The organism is Luteibacter yeojuensis (assembly GCF_011742875.1).
GTDB lineage: Bacteria > Pseudomonadota > Gammaproteobacteria > Xanthomonadales > Rhodanobacteraceae > Luteibacter > Luteibacter yeojuensis.
Window position 1 is genome coordinate 714,226 of sequence record NZ_JAAQTL010000001.1, and the last position, 21,659, is coordinate 735,884.

The 21,659-nt window shown below is 61.2% G+C and carries 14 protein-coding genes and 1 tRNA gene; 13 read left to right on the forward strand and 2 right to left on the reverse strand.

Translation table 11 applies throughout. The annotated features are described in order from the left end of the window. The first annotated feature begins 40 nt into the window (after positions 1–40). From HBF32_RS03290 to HBF32_RS03320, 7 genes are all read left to right on the forward strand, one after another. On the forward strand, positions 41–1,372 hold the full coding sequence (locus HBF32_RS03290) for a replication-associated recombination protein A (RefSeq protein WP_166698198.1): 1,332 nt from the start codon (positions 41–43) through the stop codon (positions 1,370–1,372). A gap of 101 nt (positions 1,373–1,473) precedes the next feature. After that, positions 1,474–2,070, forward strand: coding sequence for a hypothetical protein (locus tag HBF32_RS03295; protein WP_166698199.1), 597 nt, complete (start codon positions 1,474–1,476; stop codon positions 2,068–2,070). A 147-nt stretch (positions 2,071–2,217) separates the two neighbouring features. Then, a complete protein-coding gene (gene serS, locus HBF32_RS03300; RefSeq protein WP_166698200.1) occupies positions 2,218–3,498 on the forward strand; it encodes a serine--tRNA ligase in 1,281 nt (426 codons plus the stop codon). Positions 3,499–3,587: 89 nt separating this feature from the next. Then, positions 3,588–3,677 (forward strand) — tRNA-Ser (locus HBF32_RS03305). Between the two features lie 247 nt (positions 3,678–3,924). Further along, positions 3,925–6,672 carry a class I SAM-dependent DNA methyltransferase gene (locus HBF32_RS03310; protein ID WP_166698201.1) on the forward strand — a complete coding sequence of 916 codons (2,748 nt, stop codon included), beginning with the start codon at positions 3,925–3,927 and terminating at the stop codon, positions 6,670–6,672. Continuing rightward, positions 6,672–8,786 carry a DEAD/DEAH box helicase gene (locus HBF32_RS03315; RefSeq protein ID WP_166698202.1) on the forward strand — a complete coding sequence of 705 codons (2,115 nt, stop codon included), beginning with the start codon at positions 6,672–6,674 and terminating at the stop codon, positions 8,784–8,786. The genes HBF32_RS03310 and HBF32_RS03315 overlap by 1 nt, the downstream gene beginning before the upstream one ends. Further along, positions 8,779–9,963 carry a GIY-YIG nuclease family protein gene (locus tag HBF32_RS03320; RefSeq protein ID WP_166698203.1) on the forward strand — a complete coding sequence of 395 codons (1,185 nt, stop codon included), beginning with the start codon at positions 8,779–8,781 and terminating at the stop codon, positions 9,961–9,963. The genes HBF32_RS03315 and HBF32_RS03320 overlap by 8 nt, the downstream gene beginning before the upstream one ends. Before the next feature lie 186 nt (positions 9,964–10,149). On the opposite strand, the gene HBF32_RS03325 is transcribed toward HBF32_RS03320, so the two are convergent. Continuing rightward, on the reverse strand, positions 10,150–10,749 hold the full coding sequence (locus tag HBF32_RS03325) for a hypothetical protein (protein ID WP_166698204.1): 600 nt from the start codon (positions 10,747–10,749) through the stop codon (positions 10,150–10,152). A gap of 969 nt (positions 10,750–11,718) precedes the next feature. Here HBF32_RS03325 and HBF32_RS03330 point away from each other — a divergent pair. The 6 genes from HBF32_RS03330 to HBF32_RS03355 all read left to right on the forward strand — a co-directional run bounded on the left by HBF32_RS03330 (position 11,719) and on the right by HBF32_RS03355 (position 18,967). Next, a complete protein-coding gene (locus HBF32_RS03330) occupies positions 11,719–12,030 on the forward strand; it encodes a hypothetical protein (RefSeq protein ID WP_166698205.1) in 312 nt (103 codons plus the stop codon). A gap of 185 nt (positions 12,031–12,215) precedes the next feature. Then, the gene (locus HBF32_RS03335) at positions 12,216–13,793 is read left to right on the forward strand and encodes an alpha/beta hydrolase (RefSeq protein ID WP_166698206.1); all 1,578 of its coding nucleotides are present in this window, start codon (positions 12,216–12,218) and stop codon (positions 13,791–13,793) included. Between the two features lie 9 nt (positions 13,794–13,802). After that, positions 13,803–14,912, forward strand: a complete 1,110-nt coding sequence (locus tag HBF32_RS03340) for a caspase family protein (protein WP_166698207.1) — start codon at positions 13,803–13,805, stop codon at positions 14,910–14,912. After that, positions 14,896–16,671 carry a hypothetical protein gene (locus HBF32_RS03345; RefSeq protein ID WP_166698208.1) on the forward strand — a complete coding sequence of 592 codons (1,776 nt, stop codon included), beginning with the start codon at positions 14,896–14,898 and terminating at the stop codon, positions 16,669–16,671. Before HBF32_RS03340 ends, HBF32_RS03345 begins: the two co-directional genes overlap by 17 nt. 114 nt (positions 16,672–16,785) lie before the next feature. Further along, the gene (locus HBF32_RS03350; protein ID WP_166698209.1) at positions 16,786–17,433 is read left to right on the forward strand and encodes a DsbA family protein; all 648 of its coding nucleotides are present in this window, start codon (positions 16,786–16,788) and stop codon (positions 17,431–17,433) included. A 103-nt stretch (positions 17,434–17,536) separates the two neighbouring features. Further along, complete coding sequence (locus HBF32_RS03355; RefSeq protein WP_166698210.1) at positions 17,537–18,967, forward strand: serine hydrolase domain-containing protein; 1,431 nt, start codon at positions 17,537–17,539, stop codon at positions 18,965–18,967. Here the strand turns inward: HBF32_RS03355 and HBF32_RS03360 are convergent. Next, on the reverse strand, positions 18,942–21,425 hold the full coding sequence (locus HBF32_RS03360; protein WP_166698211.1) for a glycosyl hydrolase family 95 catalytic domain-containing protein: 2,484 nt from the start codon (positions 21,423–21,425) through the stop codon (positions 18,942–18,944). The two genes, HBF32_RS03355 and HBF32_RS03360, sit on opposite strands and share 26 nt — an antisense overlap. Positions 21,426–21,659 lie beyond the last annotated feature (234 nt).

The window sequence follows — 21,659 nt, forward strand, 5'->3', positions numbered from 1 at the left end:
GAAAGGCGATAATGGGAGCCTGTCGACTGTCCCGAGCCCCATGTCCTTCCAGTCTCCCGGCCTGTTCGCCGAACCCGAAGCCCTGAAGCCACTGGCCGAGCGCATGCGGCCGCGCGCGCTCGACGAGATCGTGGGGCAGCAGCGCGTGGTGGGCGAGGGCAAGCCGTTGCGCCGCGCGCTGGAAGCCGGCCGGGTGCATTCGATGATCCTGTGGGGGCCGCCGGGATGCGGCAAGACCACGCTGGCCCTCCTCGTGGCGCGCTACGCCGATGCCGATTTCAGGGCCATTTCCGCCGTGATGAGCGGGCTGCCCGACGTGCGCAAGGCGCTCGCCGAGGCCGAGGGCAATTTCGCGCAAGGCCGCCGCACCGTTCTCTTCGTGGACGAGGTGCACCGCTTCAACAAGGCGCAGCAGGATGCGTTCCTGCCTTATATCGAACGCGGCGTGATCATCTTCGTGGGTGCCACCACGGAAAACCCGTCGTTCGAACTCAACTCCGCACTGCTTTCGCGCTGCCGCGTGCATGTGCTCGATGCGGTCGGCCCCGACGACATCGTGGCCGCGCTGCACCGCGCGCTGGCCGACAAGGAACGCGGCCTTGGCGAGTTGGGCCTCGTCGTGGACGAAGCCTCGCTGAAGCTGATCGCGAGCGCCGCCGACGGCGATGTCCGCCGCGCGCTCACGCTGCTGGAAATCGCGGCCGAACTCGCCGAGGGCGGACGCATCGACGATGCCACCCTGGAACAGGTGCTGGCCGACCGCACGCGCCGCTTCGACAAGAGCGGCGAGCAGTTCTACGACCAGATCTCGGCACTGCACAAGTCCGTGCGTTCGTCCGATCCCGATGCCGCCGTGTACTGGCTCACCCGCATGCTCGACGGCGGCTGCGATCCGCTCTACCTCGCCCGGCGCATGACGCGCATGGCCGTGGAAGACGTGGGCCTGGCCGAGCCGCGCGCGTGGCGCATGGCCCTGGATGCCTGGGACACCTACGAACGCCTGGGCAGCCCCGAGGGCGAACTGGGCCTCGCCCAGCTGGCGATCTGGCTGGCCATTTCGCCGAAGAGCAACGCCGCCTACATGGCCTATAACAAGGCCCGCGCCACGGTGAAGCAGATGGGCAGCCTGGACGTGCCCATGCACCTGCGCAATGCGCCCACCAAACTCATGAAGGGCCTCGGTTACGGCACCGGCTACCAGTACGACCACGACGTGGAAGGCGGTGTCGCGCTGGACCAGCAATGCCTGCCCGACGAACTCGCCGGCACGACGTTCTACGAGCCGGTGGATCGCGGCCTTGAAATGAAGCTGCGCGAGAAACTCGTCGCACTGCGCGCCGCCCGTGCCGCCGCACGTGGCGAAAAGAACTGACGCGGGCCGATACCCGGCACGGCACCCCCTGCCAAAAGTCCGATACCCGCGCCCTCAGGGCAGTCGTACGCTCGGACCACCACTCGGGGAGGAGAGGAACGATGCGTATCGTCATTGCTACATTGATCGGCGGATTGATCATGTTCTTCTGGGGTGCGTTCGCGCACATGGTGCTGCCGCTGGGCGAACTGTCCATGCGCGCCCCCACCAACGAGGACGCCGTCCTGACGGCGCTGCGCGACGGCCTGCCACCGGAGCATGGCATCTACCTCCTCCCGCACTTCGACATGGCCACCATGCATGGCAACGACCAGGCCATGAAGGCGTACTCCGAAAAGGCCAAGGCCAACCCGTATGCCTTCATCGTCTATTCGCCCAACGGAAAAGATCCGCTCGCCATGGGCGGCAACCTCTTCCACCAGTGGCTCTCGGATACGCTCGCGGCCCTGATGGTCGTCCTCGTGATGATGCGCATGGCCGGGGTCGGCCTCCTCCGCGGCCTCTGGATCGGACTGGCCTTCGGCGTCTTCAGCTGGCTGTCGCTCAGCGTGCCGTACTGGAACTGGTACCGCTTCCCGGGCGCCTTCACCGCCGGCTACCTCGTGGAGCAGGGCTTCGGCTGGCTGCTGGCGGGTGCGGCGATGGGTTGGTGGCTGGGCCGCAAGTCCAACCCCTCCGCCGTCAAACCGATGCCCTGAAACAAGGTCACCTGGGTACCGGCACAGCGCCGGTACCCACAGACCACCCCCGCTCAAGCCCCAGTCGTCCCTGCGAAGGCAGGGACCCAGCGACTTCCGCCCCGTTTTGCGATAATCCCGCATTCAACACCCACGGAAGCGAAGAACATGCTGGATCCCGCCCTCCTGCGCGGCCGCCTCGCCGAAACGGCAGAGCGCCTCCGCGCCGCCCGGAACTTCGACCTCGACGTAGCCACGATCGAACGCCTCGAATCCGAGCGCAAGGCGCTTTCCACCGAGACGCAGGAGCTCCAGAACCTGCGCAACACCCGCTCCAAGGCCATCGGCCAGGCCAAGGCCAAGGGCGAGGATGTCGCCCCTCTGATGGCCGAAGTCGCCGGCATCGGCGACAAGCTCAAGGCCAACGAACACGCCCTGGCCGAGGTGCAGGCCAAGCTGGCCGACATCGCCCTCGGCATCCCGAACCTCCCGGACGAATCCGTGCCCATCGGCAAGGACGAGACCGAGAACGTCGAACTGCTCCGCTGGGGCCACCCGCGCCCGTTCGACTTCCCGGTAAAAGACCACGTGGACCTCGGCGCCCGCCACGGCTGGCTCGACGCCGAAGCTGGCTCCAAGCTCTCCGGCGCTCGCTTCACCGTCCTCCGCGGCCAGCTCGCGCACCTGCACCGCGCGCTCGCGCAGTTCATGCTCGACCTGCACACGACCCAGCACGGCTACCTCGAGCACAACGTGCCGCTGATCGTGAACGCCGACGCGATGGAAGGCACCAGCCAGCTACCCAAGTTCGAGGAAGACCTCTTCGGCACCCAGGTGGGCGACACCAAGCGCTACCTCATTCCCACGTCCGAAGTGGCCCTGACCAACCTCGTGCGCGAGAGCATCGTCGAAGCCGACGACCTGCCCATGCGCATGACCGCCCATTCCATGTGCTTCCGCGCCGAAGCCGGCAGCTACGGCCGCGACACCCGCGGCATGATTCGGCAGCACCAGTTCGAGAAGGTGGAAATGGTGCAGATCGCCACCGCCGAAACCAGCTTCGCGCAATTGGAGGAGATGGTCGGTCACGCCGAGGCCGTGCTCCAGGCCCTGAAGCTGCCGTACCGCAAGGTGCAGCTGTGCACGGGCGACATGGGCTTCGCGGCCGCCAAAACCTACGACCTCGAAGTGTGGCTGCCCAGCCAGAACACCTACCGCGAGATCAGCAGCTGCTCCAACTGCACGGACTTCCAGGCGCGGCGGATGCAAGCGCGCTGGCGTAACCCGGCGACGGGCAAGCCGGAGCTGGTGCATACGCTCAATGGCTCGGGGTTGGCCGTGGGGCGGACCCTGGTCGCGGTGATGGAGAATTTCCAGCAGGCGGATGGGTCGATCGAGGTGCCTGAGGTGCTGCGGCCGTATATGGCGGGGATCGAGGCTATCGCCTGAGGTACAATCGGGCGCGCTGGGGCAGGGGCCTCGGCGCGTTCGAAGCGGGAAGCCGGGTGGGTGCAATGCCTTACCGGTGTGACAAATACGGAGAGATGGCCGAGTGGTTTAAGGCAGCAGTCTTGAAAACTGCCGTAGGTGTAAGCCTACCGTGGGTTCGAATCCCACTCTCTCCGCCAAGCCAAAAATCTCCCCGATCCTTCAGGCACTTACACGTGCCCCGATAGAAAGCGCTTGGTCAACCCGGTTGGTCAACTCCAACCATGCGTCTCCCCCATCACTAATTTCGCAACCTGGCGTGCACCATATCTGGGTCGACGGCGTGCACGTAGAACCGCGCTTGGCGGCTGCGGCCCGCGACAGGGATAATGACCGACGCAGCCGTGCATCGACATGCGGCGCCATCTCCAAGGGAACCGTCACGAAATGAATGCAGTAGAGATCGAAGAGGCCCTCTCAGCCCTGGCGGCCGATGACTTCGATGGTCCCGAGTTCCCCTACGCGTTTCTGGCGGCCTTTGGCGCGAAGGATACGACGCTCAAGCGACTTCGGAAGGGCGAAACCAATGCCTCGGATATTCCCGGGGGGCTCCTGTGGCGAAATAACATCCACCTCGTGGTCTGTGACCTTGGAACGGTGGCGGATAGTATTCAGGCGCTGCGGGCCAGCCTTACCACCACGCACGGTAAAGCCAAATTTATCCTCGCAACCGACGGCGAGTGGTTCGAAGCCGAGGACTTAGTCAGCGGCGAGCACCTCTCGTGTGCGTTCAAGAAGTTTGCCGACCACTTCGGGTTCTTCCTGCCGCTGGCCGGCATCTCGACGGTTAAGGAACTGAAGGACAACCCGGTCGACATTCGGGCAACGGGTCGCCTCAACAAGCTTTATCTGGAGTTATTATCCAATAATCCTGAGTGGGCCAGTGCGGCAAGGCGCCGTGACATGGATCACTTCATGGCCCGCCTCATTTTTTGTTTCTTCGCCGAAGACACTGACATCTTTGACGGGTCCGGAGTATTCACCCGCACCGTCGAGCAAATGACCGAATCGGACGGTAGTAATGTCCACCAGGTTCTTCAGTCGATCTTTGCGGTTATGAATCAAGCGCGTTCTGACCGGGACCGCACGCGCCCACCTGTCTGGGCTAGTCAATTTCCTTACGTAAATGGCGGCCTATTTTCAGGTAGCGTGGAGGTGCCACGATTTACGCGTGCGGCACGTTCGTTCTTGATCCGAGCTGGCGAACTTGACTGGCGGGAGATTAATCCGGATATCTTTGGATCGATGATTCAAGCCGTTGCTGATGCTGAAGAGCGCGGCTCTTTGGGCATGCACTACACAAGCGTCCCAAACATCCTTATGGTGTTGAATCCGCTGTTCTTGGATGATATCAAGAGTCAACTGGCGTTAGCGGGCGACAACAAGGTTAAATTACTCAATCTTCGTAAGAGAATCTCGCGCATTCGAGTGTTCGATCCTGCTTGCGGAAGCGGCAATTTTCTTGTGATCGCTTACAAGGAGATGCGGGCGGTCGAAGCCCAGATCAATTCAATTCGGTCCGAATCAGAAAGGCGCTCTGAAATTCCTTTGACTAATTTTCGTGGGATCGAGATTCGAGATTTCCCCGCTGAAATCGCGAGACTTGCCCTCATTATTGCGAAATTTCAGTGCGATGTTCTTCATCGTGGGCAAATGGAGGCATTGGCCGACGCGCTGCCGCTTGACTCCGAAAACTGGATTTTTCGCGGGAATGCGCTTGAAGAGGATTGGGTAGCCTTGTGCCCGCCCGCTGCCGGCACCGGCCCGGACACAAGCAAGGAGTGCCTCGAAACGACCTTGGAAGTAGAGTTCGCGAATTCTGGTGGCGAAAACTATGTATGCGGGAATCCGCCCTACAAGGGTAGCCAAGATCAGAATGCTGAACAAAAAAGGGACTTAGAACGAGCATTCGCCGGTCGCATAAAATCGACGAAATCGGCCGACTACGTGGCGGGATGGTTCATTCGCGCCAGAGACTACATCTTGAGAACGGGCGCAAAGGCTGCTTTTGTCACGACCAACAGTATAAACCAAGGTCGGCAGGTCTCCCTGTATTGGCCGACGTTCCTCGGAAACGAGCTCGAGATTCTTTTCGCTCGCCCGTCGTTCAAGTGGTCAAACTTGGCGAGCAAAAAGGCAGCGGTAACCGTCTCAATTATTGGTTTCGGCCCCAGAACCTCAGGCCCGAAGTTTGTCTTTTCCGGCGAAATGGCGCGCGAATCGTTAGCGATTGGGCCCTACCTGGTTCCCGATCAGATTGCTGTAGTTTCTCCATCGTCACGTCCGATATCTGCTCTTTCTGACATGAGCAATGGATCGATGCCAAACGATGGAGGAGGGCTACTTCTATCGCCCTCAGAGGCGGCTGAGCTCGTCGAACGAGACCAAAGGTCTTCCCGGTTTGTGAAGAGGTTCTTGGGGTCGCACGATACGATACATGGCCAGTTCCGTTACTGCCTTTGGATCCCGCCATCGGACGTGGATTTTGCGATGAGGATTCCAATGATCCGTCAGCGCGTAGAGTCGGTCAGACGTATACGTTCGGAGAGCAGCCGAGATACGACTAACAAGTTGGCGGAAATTCCGTATCAGTTCGGAGAAATCAGGCACAAAGGCGAGCGCTCCATGATCGTTCCTCGTCATAGTTCTGAGGATAGGCCCTACCTTCCCTTCGATCTGGTCACGGATGACGTTGTCGTGGGCGATAGTGCTATATTTCTCTCGAACTTCAACCTCCACGAAGTAGGCATATTTGCTTCTAGACTTCATTTGGTTTGGATCGCTGCCGTGTGCGGGAAAATAAAAACCGACTATCGCTACTCGAACACGCTCGGGTGGAACACGTTTCCTGTGCCTATTCTGACGGAACAAAATAGGATCGATCTGGCGCACGCGGCTGAGGGGATCATGTTGGCGCGAGAGGCAAACTTCCCCGCCACAATCGCTCACATGTATGACCCTGATGATATGCCCGACGACCTTAGGCGAGCTCATGAGCGAAATGACGAAGTTCTTGAGCGTATCTACATTGGTCGTCGATTTCGAAACGACACTGAGCGCCTCGAAAAATTATTCGATCTCTACACAAAAATGATCGCTGCCCCGGTCAGGCCCAAGAAGCGGAGTAAAGAGTGATGACCAGGGAAGAGAATCCAACCAATCAACGCACGATGCCAGCCGTCTCTATCATGACGGCCCGAACGGGTGCATCGGCCAAGATCAATGAGTTGGGCATGCGCCCAATGCAGGAGCTTGCCTACGCCCAGAGGGGCGAGCAGTTTCTCTTGATCAAATCACCACCAGCTTCGGGTAAATCCAGGGCGTTGATGTTCATCGCTCTGGACAAGATTCATAACCAGGGTCTGAAGCAGGCCATCATCGTGGTTCCCGAGCGCTCCATCGGAGGAAGCTTCGCTGATGAGCGTCTGACCGAACACGGATTCGGAGCGGATTGGGTGGTCCGACCGCAGTGGAACCTGTGTAACGCTCCTGGGGAAGATAACGGGAGGGTCGCAAAGTCCAAGATCAAAGCCGTGGGTGAGTTCCTGGCAAGTGTGGATCAGGTGCTGGTGTGCACACATGCTACGTTCCGCTTTGCTGTCGAAGAATTTGGAGTAGAGGCCTTCGATGGCCGGCTGATCGCTGTTGACGAATTTCACCACGTTAGCAGCAATCCAGAAAACAAACTCGGCAGCCAGTTGGGCCAGCTGATCGCGCGAGGGAAATGCCACATCGTAGCGATGACCGGGTCCTATTTCCGAGGCGACGCCGTGGCGGTTCTGGCTCCGGAGGATGAGGCAAGGTTCGTCACGGTCTCCTACACCTACTACGACCAGCTCAATGGATATCAATGGCTGAAGTCTTTGGATATAGGCTACTTCTTCTACACCGGCCCCTATATCGACGCGATCACACGCGTCCTCGATCCAGCATTCAAGACGATCGTCCATATCCCGAACGTCAACGCACGGGAGAGCCTGGGCGACAAACAGCGTGAGGTAGAGGACATCATGTCTAGCTTGGGCGAATGGAAGGGGGTGGACCACGCCACGGGCTTCCACCTCGTCCAGTTACCGGCAGCTGAAGGCGGGCGGGTTTTGCGGGTCGCCGATTTGGTCGACGATCGTGACCCGGCCCAGCGGTCTAAGGTCCTCGCCGCACTGAAGGATCCAGCCCATAAGAACGACCGTGACCATGTGGATATCATCGTCGCCCTAGGGATGGCGAAAGAAGGTTTCGACTGGATCTGGTGCGAGCATGCGTTAACGATCGGCTACCGAAGCAGCTTGACCGAGATCGTGCAAATCATTGGTCGGGCGACCCGTGACGCGCCAGGTAAGGAGCGCTCACGTTTCAGCAACCTCATCGCAGAACCGGCTGCCGATGACGCTGTGGTCGCCGACGCTGTCAACGACACGTTGAAGGCCATCGCAGCCAGCCTCCTTATGGAACAGGTGCTGGCACCGCGTTTTGAGTTCACGCCGAAAGATGCTGGCCCTAAGGAGGGCTTCGATTATGGCGATGGCGGTTATGTTGAAGGCCGGTCCAATGTAGGCGTGAACGCGAAGACCGGCGCCGTTCACGTGGAAATCAATGGACTGGCCACGCCGAAGTCGGAGGAGGCGGCCCGTATTTGCCGCGAGGATCTGACTGAGCTGATCACGTCCTTCATTCAGGACAAGCCATCGGTTGAGCGAGGGCTGTTTGATCAGGAAGGGACCCTTGCTGAAGAACTCACCCAGGTGAGGCTCGGCAAGATCGTGCGGGACAGGTTTCCTAAGCTAGATGAGAACGACCAGGAAGCGATCCGCCAGCACGCCATCGCCGTCCTGAATCTCACTCAGCAAGCCAAGCAGCAACTGGCTGACGCGGACGCGCGCGGGGAGCAGGGCAGCACGTCGTTGATCGATGGGGTGCGGAAGTTCGTCAACGTGCGGGACCTGGACATCGACCTGATCGATCGTATCAATCCATTTGGTGCGGCCTACGAGATCTTGGCAAAGGCTATGGACGAGAAGACTCTCCGTCAGGTCCAGGCGAGCATCGCCGCCAAACGATTAGCGATCCCGGTTGACGAGGCGCGGGAACTGGCGAAGCGGGCGCTGATCTTCAAGAAGGAGCGCGGTCGTAATCCGGACATCAATGCTCAAGATCCTTGGGAAAAACGGATGGCCGAGGGCGTGGCTGCGCTCATGCGTTACACGCAGCAGCAGAAGGCCGCGCAGGCACGTAGGGACGCGAATGTCTGAAATGAATGACGAGGACCTGCTCGCTCAGCTAGGCCTTGAGGTCTTTGCTGAGAAGGCTGGTGGTCGGACCGCAGTCGAAGAGCGCGTGATCGCCGGATTCGAAGATATCCTGCATTTCGTCGAAACCCAAGGCCGCATCCCGGTTCACGGAGAAGGTCGCGATATCTTCGAGCGGCTCTATGCCGTTCGCCTTGATCGCTTGAGAGCCATGGAGTCGGTCCACGCCCTCCTGGCGCCACTTGACCGCTTCGGACTCTTGGCTACGTCGGCCGATGGCCCGACGGAGGCCTCTGAAGTTTCGTTGGACGATGAAGATCTGCTGGCTGCACTGGGCGAGGCAGGTGAGGACGACATTACCCAACTGCGGCACGTGCGCTCCTATGACGACCGCATGGCCGCGGAAGAAATGGCGAACCGGACGCGCTGCGATGACTTTGACAGGTTCAAGCCGCTCTTCGAGCGCGCTGAGTGGGAGTTGAAATCGGGTGATCGGAAAACGCTTCGGTTCGGACGAGATGGCAGCGTGGTCGTAGGGGATTTTTTCATCCTTGCAGGCCAGATTGCCTACGTCGCGGAGGTGGGCGAGGTGGTCCGCACGCCTAATGGCGAGGCAAACCCGCGGCTCCGGGTGATTTTCTCGAATGGCACCGAAAGCAACCTGCTCCAGCGCTCACTTCAACGGGCTCTGTATAAGGACGACACCGGCCGGCGAATCATCTCAGTGGAAGCCGGCCCACTGTTCGGGGACGTCATGGAACCCGATGACATCGAGCATGGGACGATCTACGTGCTCCGAAGTGATTCCACTGTGCCGTTCGTGGCCGAGCATCGAGAGCTGATCCACAAGATAGGGATCACCGGAGGCCGCATCGAGGCACGCGTGGCGAATGCTGAAAACGATCCGACCTACCTCATGGCAAAGGTCGAGGTCGTTGCCACCTACCGGTTGTCGAACCTCAATCGGACGAAGCTCGAAAAGTTGTTCCATCGTCTCTTCTCGGTCGTCCAATTGGAGGTCGAAATACCGGACCGATTCGGCAAGGCTGTTCGTCCCAGGGAATGGTTCGTGGTGCCGCTCTCCGCTATCGACGAAGCCGTTACCGGCATCAGGGATGGCTCGATCGCCGACATGGTCTACGACCCGAGGGAAGCCCGACTGCGGCCGGCAAGGGGTTAAACATGCGATCGAACGCCGAGATCGATACAGACTTCCGCCGCGTCGATTTCGGCCTAAGGTGAAGGTAAGGGGGCCTTCGCCCTCTCCGTCTATTCGCTCGACCTCGACCACGGCCTTGACCACGACGACCACGACCTCGACCGACGTCCCCCCAATTTTTCTCTAACGAGCCTGAAGACTGAGCCGCTAGAGCTTCGGCCAGAGGTCAGCGATATAGGCAAGCTCGGCGTCAACCATTGCAACAGTGGAATCGATGTCGTTGCCCGGCCGGAATAGTTTGCCTGCGCGTACATCGAGCAAGGCAACCGCATCGTCTTTCCGACATTTCGGCCGGAGGACCTTTTCCATCAGCGCAGTGACAAGGTCGATTCGCACCTTTCCAACCGGCTCGGCCTTGAGGTAGAGTTTGACGAGTGTCCGCTGCCCTTCGATGACCAAACCGAGTTCCGGGTTGACGTTCACATCGATGCCTGCATGGGTGTAGAGCGTCTTTACTGGCGCGAACCACTCAATGGTTTTCTTGCCCCACCACTTGTGGTACCCGGTCACCGCACCCGGATAGTTTGCCTTTTTCTTCTTGTCGGTGAGATGGGCCGCAATGTCCCTGAGCGCATCACGGCCGAGGCCCTTCTGGTGCACGTCGACAATGCCTTCCCGGAGTGCCTTGTAAAAGTCGGTCTGGGGCTGGTACGGCGGACGATTCTTGATGGCAGCGACCTTCTTAGCCTTGCCGGTTCCCGCGCGGGAAACCACGTCGACAAGGTCGGTCAAGGAGATGGATGGCATCACACGCGCCTTGGCAAGGAAAATGTCTTGCGTACGCTACCGAACTTTGCGGCAGACCGGGTCGCATTTTCCCTTGTTTTGCCGAAAGTGCGTCATGGCAGCCGCCATATAGGACATGGATTCTTGGAAACCGTTTTCTTCCGAGGTTATTCACCTATTCGGGGTTCTATCGGTATCACGCGGACATATTGGGGTGGGTCAAAAAGGACGAAATCTCTATCGGCTGATGGCCTGGAAAACGGAGATGGGTCACTGAACTCGCGGCGCATCGACCGGGTCCAAATCTAACAAACTGATGCAAAAATGTAGTTGTCATCGGCGCTATTTTGAAGTTCACCAGACCTTGCTCGCTAACATAGGCCAGCGCGCAGACGGCTTGTTCGATGGCTAGGCAGCCACCCTTGTGCAGTGTTGACGAGGTCCATGGCAACATCGGAATGAGAATTTTCCCGATCTCACAACCCCCTACAGACAACCACCCAACGTAATGATAGGTTGTCCACGTTGCCTGCTTCGCGAGTTCTAAACCACCGCAGGCAACAGTCGCCCCAAGGCGACGATAAGCGCAGGCCAAGGGTGCTGTCACACCACAAGGCCTGCTAACCACAACCAACTGTCAAGGAGTCGATCAGTGGCTACCCACGATCATACGGCACCCGCCCGCCCGCCGAATCCCCCCGGCGGCAAACCCCACCGCATGCCGGGTCGTCTGCGCCGTAGCAGACACGGTTGAAGAACCGCGGCGGCGGCCGCTTTCCGAGTTTTTTCTCAGCCGATCCCCACCCGGCGGGTAGCCCTGTGGGCCGGTGAAAGCCCGGCCGTCGCCGTCATCCACTTCTCAATCAAGCCGCCCGGCGCCCGGACAGGGCAGCCGGTCAACCGCGAGTCCGTTTGATCACCCCGTGGCACGCCGTTCTTAGGCGTGCCACACCTGGACCCGGGAAGCGGCACATGCCACAGGAACAGGCCATGTCTGTCGAGAACGAAAACGCGAATACCGTCCGTCCGAACATTCACCCCGATGCCGAAGTCACGGCGCACGAACTGCTGAACCGCGCCATCGAATGGCAGCAATACATCCGCGGCATTTCCGAGTTCATCGCCGATCTGATGTACGAAGACGAGACCGTCAAGGGTCGCCATGTCGCGATCGCCCTGGAAGCGATCGGTTCGCTCGCGAAGATGAGCGTGGAATGCACGATGGAGGCGCATTCGCAGATGTGTCGGGAACAGTTGCGGCTGGCGACGTCTGCCGCGGCGGTGGAGCAAGTCACCAGCTGAGCGCTTGCTCGCGCAAATGCGCAAATGCGCAAATTCGGCAGAGCCATTCGGAGTGTCAGGAATGAGTCGGCCGAAAGGTAGATTGATGTCCCCTGTCTGTTAGCGTACCTGTAGCTAGCCTTCGCGCTTACCGAATTCCTTCGAAGCGCGGCAGGGTGCCAGGGGACATCGTGACAGGGGGAGATATGCCTGAGCTTCATGAGCAGGAGAAGGATCATTACCTCGTTTCCGCCAACGGGCGGCTAGGGAATCCGCCGCAAAGCGCCGTATCCGAAGTCGTGCGGATTCTGGACTTGGCGATAGGGCAGGCCCCGGAAAAGGGATTGGTCATCCATTTCCACGGTGGCCTTGTAGCTCGTGAATACGCACTCAACGACATAGCGGCGCGACTCGCCCCCAGGTACGCGAGGGCAGGCGCCTATCCACTCTTCTTCGTCTGGGAGTCTGGGCTGAAGGAGGCGATCCTCAACAACAGGCAAGACCTTCTGAAGGACCCGGCCTTTCGGGAACTGGTCAAGAAAGTATCCGAATGGGTGCTCAAGAAGGTTTCCTTCAGCGGAGGCATCTCATTCAAAGGGACAGGCGGCCGCTCCATCGACGATGAGGACACGTTTCGCGCGGAATACGATCAGTGGTTCGACGGCCAGCGAGATGCGCCACCCGTGGAAGACGCCGATATCGCCGGCGCTCCCGGGGCCACGGCGCGCGCCGCCGCGGGTGAGCCGAACATCGATCTTCTAGCCAGCGACATCGAACAGCAGCTGGACAACGACCCGGCCTTCAAACAGGCCATGGCGGAAGCGTTCAACGCGGCCAATCCCCCGCAGGTCGACGTCTCGACGAAAGGCGCCGGGACCACGAAGCGCGCGGCAGTGCTGCATCTCAGCCAGGATGCGCTGGATGAGATGTTCCCGCCAGATGTGCCTGCCGCCGAGGGGCAGGTAAAGACGAGAGGCTTCTTCACCTGGGCGAAGGTGGCGTACTTCGTCGCCAAGATCGTGATCGCGGTCGTGAAGCGTTTTCGCGCCGGTCGGGATCACGGCGTGTACTGCACGATCGTGGAAGAGGTCATGCGCAGCGCCTTTGGCGGCCTGCTCGGTGCCGCCGTGTGGAACGCCATGAAGAAAGATACGAAGGACAGCTTCGATCAAGGCCCCGACACATGCGGGTACCTGGTGGTCCAGAAGCTCAAGGCGATGGAAGACGAAGGAAAACGCTTCAAGAAAATCACGCTGATAGGCCATAGCACAGGTGCTATTTACATCTGCAATTTCCTCGACGCGGCGAAAGCGGCAGGCCTGGAGACACCCGTCCGGGTCGTATTCCTTGCCCCGGCCATCACCTGCGAGCGGTTCGCTGCGGCGATCCATGTGCATGAGGCGACCTATTTGCAGGATTTCCGCATGTTCGCCATGCACGACACCCGGGAGACCGCCGACCAGATGTTCAGGCCGCTGTACACGCACAGCCTCCTTTACTTCGTCTCCGGCCTGCTCGAAGGCAGCGTGTCGCCAAGCGGTCGGTGGACAGGCACGCTGGACATGCCCCTGGTCGGCATGGAGCGATTCTTCACGGGAAAGACGTTCGACAACGACGCATCGGTGAAGCGGGTTCGGTCGTTCCTCAACGCCAAACCGCAACGAATGGTCTGGTCGAAGGCCGCGGGCGCGGGGCCGGGCTTGAACAGCGACTCGGGGCGCCATGGCGACTTCGACAACGACGCGCCCACCTTGACGTCGCTGGAAGACATCATCAAGGGATGACAGGCCGATATGTCAGCACAGGACTTCGCGATTCTGGTGGGCATTTCGAGATACAGGGACTGCGATCAGTTCCCCGAACTCAATGGCCCTTTGAACGACGTCGAACGCATCAAGACGTGGCTTGTCGGTGATGAGGGCGTGCCCGATGAGCAAGTATTCCCGCTGACGACGTCCGCGACATTGCTGGAAAGACCGCCAGAGGGTTGGCCGCCCGATACCGTCTGGTCTCCCAACAGGGAGCTGTTCTCGCGGAGCTTCAACAAGGTGGCCTTTGACGATGAAGGCAACCCCCGCCGTCGTGAAGGAAGGCTGTATCTGTATTTCTCGGGACACGGCTTCTCGCTCAGCGACGACAACGCCCCCAGCGCGGCTTTGTTCAGTGCCGACAATTATGGGCTGGTCCATTCCAATATCGCTGGGACCGTCTACGCCGAGGCCGTCAAGCGCGGGAAGCTTTTCAAGGAAGTCGTCCTCATCATGGATTGCTGCCGGGATGTCCTGGGCAACTACGTCTACAACCTGCCCGATTTCAACGGGGTGGAGAACAGCAGCTCGGAGGCGGTGAAGGTCTACGCCTTGTATGCGGCTCCCCGGCGTGGCAAATCCCAGGAGCGGGAGCTTCCCGATTCGGAAGGAAAGGTCGTGGGATTGATGACAGACGCCTTCCTCCGGGCCTTGAAGGAAGCGCCCAGCGATGTCGCGGGGATGATTGCCGGGCGCGTGCTTACCCAGGTCATCGCCTTCAACTGGTCAAGCTGGTATCCGTTGCCGCCGATACCGCCGGTGCCTCGCGGGATCTCACCGGACCAGGGCGACGTCTATTTCAAGTCGAGGCAGCCACTGGTATCCGTGGAATTCCGAAGTGCTTTACCGATCCCTCCCGACAACACGATGCGCCTCCGTTCGGATGTGTGCCATGCCGTTGCCACGGTAAAGGGCGCGTCGATCCTCTGGCGCGACGTGAATTACAGTTGGGTGCAGGAGATTCCCCTGATTCAGCAGGCGCCCGACGGTGCCCAGACGTTTACGTTGCAGCTTCCACGCGGACCGCACGAACTGACCGTCGGCCCGACCGCTCACAGCTTCGACCCGGGGGATTCCCATGCCGTCGCCCTCTGAATCGTCGCGGGTCGGCGTATCGATCGTGTCGCGGGGATGCGCTTCGGAACTCTATGTCGTCAATCGGGCCTATGCCCTGGTGGCGCAAGGCGTCGGTGCCCTCCGTCTACAGCTGGAACCCGGTCGGTACAAGGTGCGCCAGCGGATCGGCTATTGCGAACAGGTTCATGAGCTGGAGGTGGTGGAAGCGTCGAGGGACGTCCTTATGGTGCTTCCCGATCTGGATTTTCCTTCGCCGATTCCATTGGCGGGTACGTCGTTCGTTTCGCCTGGAATGGCGCGGCGGCCATTCTCCCTCGGTACGGGTAATTTCCGGTTCGTCCTTTGGGTGCCGGTCGATGAGGGCATGACGCCGGCCGCCCGAACCGCACGCCTGCGTAGCGACACGGAGCGGCTGCGTCTCGAACGTTTCGACGGCGAGTTCTCGATGCGGTTCGACGACGCCATCCTCGTCGAGGAAAGACAGGGCATGCGGGTGTTCGGTGCCGATGTCGAGCCGGGCCATTATCTCGTCGTGCAGGACCACCCCGAACAGCGACAGGTGTGTCTGCCGATCCTGATCCTGCAAGACCGGACGACCATGGTCTTCAGCCTGGCGCTGGAGGCCGAGGGGCTGCCGGTACCTGTTCGACTGGAGCATGCCGCGGTGGCGATGCTCCGGAACGACGAGCTGGACCATCCCTACGAGTCTTCGCTGCTGCGCCTGGAAGCCGCCAGGAAGGCGTCCGGCGCGGGGCGCCATGTATATGGCTGGTCCCAGGTTAGTGACCATCCGGCCAGCGACGAGCGGCCGTCCGAGAACATCCTGCTGGACCTGTTGGATGCGCAGCTTGGGCTGCGCCGCACCCTTTCGCGAGCCTCGCAAGATGATGCCGCGGCAGAGAGAACCTTCGTGGAAGACCTCGTCCACCCGTTGGAGCAACTCGCTTCAAAGATCGGGGATGCGAACGCGGATGTGGCGGCGTTGCGTTCGTTCCTGGGCGTCATGCCCGCTGGGACCATCGAGGCGCTCGCGGGGCCACCGTTGCTCAGACGGAACTGGGATCACTTGCTCTCGGCGCCCGAAGGGAATGTGCTGGCCGCCGACTTGATGGCCTTCTCTTTCCAGGTGGAGCCGAGCCCGGCGTGGTTCCTCTGGAGCGAGGCGCCGGGTGCAAGGGCGGCGTCCTTCGCTGCGCGTCATGCCGGTGCCATCGCGGAGTACAGCGACTATCTCTTGCTGCCGACACCGAGCTTGGGCAGCCGCGTCGCATCGGAGGCGGAAGGGGAGGCGGACACGGGGCTGAAAGTCTTTTGGCCACTGCCCGTGAGGCATGACACATTGGAGTGGGCAAGCCGGCATTTTTCGATCTTCGAGAAGGCTCTTTCCCCAGCGCCGGCGGTCGCCTTGACCGTCGGCGATGTCGAGACCATGCTCGCGGCGCTGATACAGAACGAGTCCTTCGCGGATTGGCTGGACCGCGCGCAGTCGGATTTCAACGAGAAAGGCCCGTCGCTCGTGGATGCCTCGCTGCAACGGCTTGTCACCGGACTGCGGGTGCTTTCCGATCCGACGCTGATAAACCTGCTTGGGGCTGACGCCGTGATAAAGCAGGCACTGGCGGCACTTCGTCTCCCGCAAAGCCGCGTTGTCCAACTGGCGAAGGATCTGCTGAAAGAGATGGCGGCCGTACTCCCCGAATCCGAACAGGCGGCTGTCCGGCAGGTTCTCCATGGCTTCGACGCGGCGGCGGAGAACTGGCTCGAAGCGGGCCGTTAACGATGGTTATCGCGGGATCCCGGCCCCATGCAAGAGCCGCGCAAGACGCCTTGCGCCGATGGTCGGAGGCCCCATATACGATACGGCCAGATATTTTGACTAAAGGAACCCGCCGTGTCGAAAAAGATCAAGATCGACTTCGTATCCGACATTGCCTGCCCGTGGTGCGTTATTGGCCTTGGCGGCCTCGAAGAGGCCCTGGGTCGATTGCACGACGTGATCGAGCCGGAACTCACGTTCCACCCCTTCGAGCTGAATCCACGCATGCCGGCGGGTGGACAGAACAGCCTGGAGCATATCCACCAGAAGTACGGCATCTCGTTCGACGAGGCGCGTGTCAATCGTGAGCGTATCCGGGCACGCGCCGCCGATGTCGGCTTTACGATGAATACGTCCGACGACAGCCGCATCTACAACACATTCGACGCGCACCGCTTGCTCGCGTGGGCAAAGGGCGAAGGCAAGCAACTTGAATTGAAGCGACAGCTGTTCACGGTGAACTTTACCGATCAGCGCGATCCAGGGAACCACGATAACCTGGTGGCTGCGGCGGAGAAGGTCGGACTGGATCCGCTGCAGGCTCGCGCGGTGCTTGATTCCGATCGCTACGCGGATGAAGTTCGCGCGGACGAGCACCTGTGGCAGAGCCGCGGCATCAACGGCGTACCAGCAGTGGTGATCAACGACCGCTACCTGATTTCCGGTGGTCAGCCCGTAGACGAATTCGAGCGTCAGCTGCGAAAGATCGCCGAAGAAGTCTGAGTCCGCTCTCCGCGAACGCCATCCCTGCCGTTAGTCCCGTTCCTCGCCTGTCCGGGTGACGCTAATATATCGGCTGCTTTCAAATAACGGGCGGAAGCAGCCGATGAAATTCGCGCATTCTCTGCTGATCACGAGCGCCATCACTTTCTTCGTGGTGGCCCCCGTTTCGAGTCGCGATGCGGAGAGGGCCGTCGTGGAACGGTCTCTTGTGCCCGCCATCAAGCTTGCAGGCGTGCCGGCTCACGCCGAGACATTGGCAGAGGAGATGAAGCGCCTTGCGGTGCCCGGCGTCGCCATCACGGTCATCGACAAGGGGGACATCGCCTGGTCGGGAACGTACGGCGTCACCACCAAGGGCGGCGAACAGATAACGCCCTCTACGCGATTCCAAGCCGGGTCGATCAGCAAGTCGGTGGCAGCGCTCGCGATGCTTCGTCTGGCGGCGGAAGGGAAGGTCTCGCTGGACCGCCCTGTGAACGACTACCTCACCAGCTGGAAGCTTCCCGACGGCGACAAAGGCAAGGCCAGCGAGGTGACATTGCGCCGGTTGCTGTCGCATACCGCCGGACTCAGCGTGAGCTTCTTTCCGGGATATGCAGCCGGCACACCGCTTCCGACCCCGATCGACATTCTCGACGGCAAGCCGCCTGCGAACACGGCTCCCATCCGCATTACCTCCGCACCTGGCAGCGAGTGGCGATATTCGGGAGGCGGCTACTTCGTGGCGCAACAGGTTGCCGTCGACGTGACAAAAGAGCCCTTCGCCACGTGGGCGAAGCGGAGCATTCTCGATCCGGCGAACATGACCGACAGCAGCTTCGCTCCCGCGCCGCATGGACGATATGCCCGTGGCCATCGCTCCGCCGATGAACCCGTCCCAGGAGGCGTTTATCTCTATCCGGAGAGCGCCGCAGCAGGTCTATGGTCGACCCCTACCGATCTTGCGCACGCACTGCTCGCACTGGCCGACTCGATCGCCGGCAAACCCAAGGCCCTGCTTCCGCCGTCGGTCGCAAAAGTAGTGCTCGACCCCGTCGTTCCCGGCGAGACTGTCGGATTCGATACGGGCGGCAGTGGCGCGAACCAGTGGATCGCCAAAGGCGGCGACACGGACGGATTCGCTTCCTACATGGTGCTGTATCCCTCCCGCGGCCAGGGCGTCGTTGTCATGACGAACAGCGCGGCGGGAGCCACCCTCGCGCGAGACCTGGTGCGAAGCGTCGCCCAAGCCTATGAGTGGCCTGATTTCGGTCCGCGCGAGCGTCGGTCGGTTGCCTTCAGTCCGGCACAACTCACCCGTTTGCCCGGCACCTACCGGTATCAGGGGAACCATACGTTTACGGTCGCTCGTGACGGTGACACGCTGACCATTGCCGACCCCGAAAGTCCGGCGGAGCGACTCTATGTCGATCCGTCCGGAAAGCTGTTTACACTCTCGCAGGATCTCGACTACGACTTCAAGGCGGACGGAAGCGGTGAAATCCGCGCCGGTCGCAGGGTCATACCGTTCAGGAAGAACGGTCAAGGGGGTTGAAGCGACGCCAAATCGTCGAGCCGGGCAGGGTTAGCTTTACCGACCCTCCTGGCCGAAGCGCGATGTCCTTCTCCCACCCATCAAACCTCAACCTCGTCCGTTCCCCGCCCACGCTCCGCACCGTCACCGTCGTAACCTTCCCAAGCTTCCAGGCCAGATCGACCCGGAAGCCACCCCGCGCGCCCAAGCCGGTCACGGTCCCCGAAGCCGCCCAGGCCTCGGGCAGCGCAGGCAGCAACACGATCAACCCGGGTCGCGACGAGATCAGCATCTCCAGCATGGCTGTCGGCGTGCCAAAGTTCGCGTCGATCTGGAAGGCATCGTGATCGGCATCGAGTTGGTACATGTCGAAAAGATTCTGCGCGGTGCCATTGCTCCGTTGCTTCGATGGCGACAGGTTGGTGAGGATGAGTCGATAGGCCTTCTCGGCATGCCCCAGTCGCGCCCAACACATCGCGCGCCAGGCGCAGGCCCAGCCGTATCCACCCGTGCCCCGCGCCTCCAGTAATCGGGTCACGCCGTCGATCAGGGTAGAGGGGCTGCCATCGGTCCGAATCCGGTCGCCGGGAAAGAAGCCGACCAGCGGCGACAGGTGCCTGTGCTCCGCTTCGCCGAGGTTGTCCGGTGTCATCCACTCCTCGAGCCAGCCGGTCTTGTCGCTGACCTCGGGCAAGTAAAGCCGCGCCTGAAGCTTCGCTATCGTCGCGGCGTAGTCGGCATCCTTAGCGAGCAGCGCACTGGCCTGACGGTAATTCTCGAACAGGTCCCAAACCCACTCCTGCGCGTACGTGATGCCCTTGGCATCGGTCGGCCCTTGCTCGGGTGACCAGTCCGCGTCGTCGACCAGCACCTCGCGCATGCGGCCCGTGGCCGGATCCTTCACGCTCACGGTCAACAACCGCGACTCCCAGAACTCGCAGGCACCTTTCATCAGGGGATAGATGCGCGCGAGGTAGGAACGGTCCGGGTTGTACTGGTAGTGCTGCCACAGGTTGTTGCACAGCCACGCATTCCCCGCGGGATGCCAGCGCCAGCCACCACCGCCGTAGATATTGGTGGAGATGCCGAGGGTCCAGCCGGCGATCTTTCCCGAGCTGTTGCGATAGCCGTTGCGCGGATCGTTGAAGTATTTCCGGGTCGCGTCGGTCCACGCATCGACCTGGCTGAGGCAGTAGTTCGTGAACGGGTCGAAGCAGGAGGGCAGGCCGGCGCGGTCGGGCAGCCAGTAGTTCATCTGGATATTGATGTCGCTGTGGTAATCGGCCATCCAGGGCGACACGTTGCTGTCGAGCCAGAGGCCCTGGAGGCCCGTCGGCAGGCTGTCGCGGGAACCGGCGATGGTCAGGTAGCGCCCGTACTGGAGATAGGTCGCCTCGAGTTCCGGGTCCGTCGGCGATCCTGCCGTCGCCCGGGCCTGGAGGCGCGTCCAGGTATCCATCGCTCGCTGCGTCGCCGTCGACGTGCCCAGATCGACGCGCATCGTGTCGAACAGCGCGCGATAGTCGGCGACGTGAGTATGCAACAGCACGTCGGGAGAGTGCAGGGCGGCGGCACCGGTCTTCCGGGTCGCCAGCTCCAGTGGATCGAGCGAAGGATCCATGTAGCCCATGGCCAGGTCCGGTACGTAGTTGGTGCCGCCGCCGACGATGATCGTCAGTGCGGCACAGTTCGCAAAATGCAGACCTCGCTCGTCCGCCTCGATGCGGCCGGCCGTCGCCGATGCTGTGACGTTCGTCGCATATCTCAGGCCGTTGTCCAGCACTCCTTCGAAGTGGGTGCGAGCGGTGGGTATCGGCGCTTGCTGGACTTCCGCGCGCGGGGTGTCTCCGTGCATGCCGTGCAAGGCGAGGGTGCCGCTATAGGCGCCACCACCGGCCTGGGACAGATGGATGACGACCACATCGTCCGGGTGGCTGGCGAAGATGCCCCACGAATACGCCACGCCGTCCTTCCGGTACGAGACGCGCAGGTAGCCCTGGTCCAGGTCGAGCTCGCGCCGGTAACCGGTGACGTGGGCCGGCTCGTGGCCTTCGATCGACACATAGAGCCGGGCCAGCATCACCAGGCTTCCGAAGTGCTCCGTGGAATAGTCGAACTGCCCGTCGTCGCCGAGCACGACGTCGCGCTTTCCCAGCCACATCGAGGCGTCGGTGATGTAGAGGCAGGTGGACGCCGGGTCGCCGCCGACCAGCGCGCCAACGCGACCGTTGCCGATCGGCAGGCCCTCGCGAAGCAGGTTCGATTCCGCTGCCGGCGTGTCGTATCGGAGGACGTGTCTCGAGGGTACGACGGGCAAGGGGCCGCCCGGGCGTCGCACGACATAAGCCGCTGGATTCCCGCCTTCGCGGGAATGACGGTAGGGCAGGGCGAGCCACGGGAACATGGCGGCCATGGTCCCGGCCGCTCGGAGGAAACCGCGCCGATCCATCGGGTCGTCATGCGTTTCATCCAGGTCCATCGGTGTTCCGAAGCCCCTGTGGATAGATTTGTTGGACAAAACGAATCTAGACCGTGCCGTTCCGTGTTGTCATGCTGCGCCGCAGCTTGTGGCGGTAGCGAAACCTCGGTAACGATGAATAAGTCGTACAAAAGTGCGATGGCTGCGGATAGGGGAACCAGGAAGCTTCCTGGCGCCGTTTGGGGGAACGGTGTCGACGAGCGTCGGACAGCAGCCGTGTGGGCTCATCGGGGT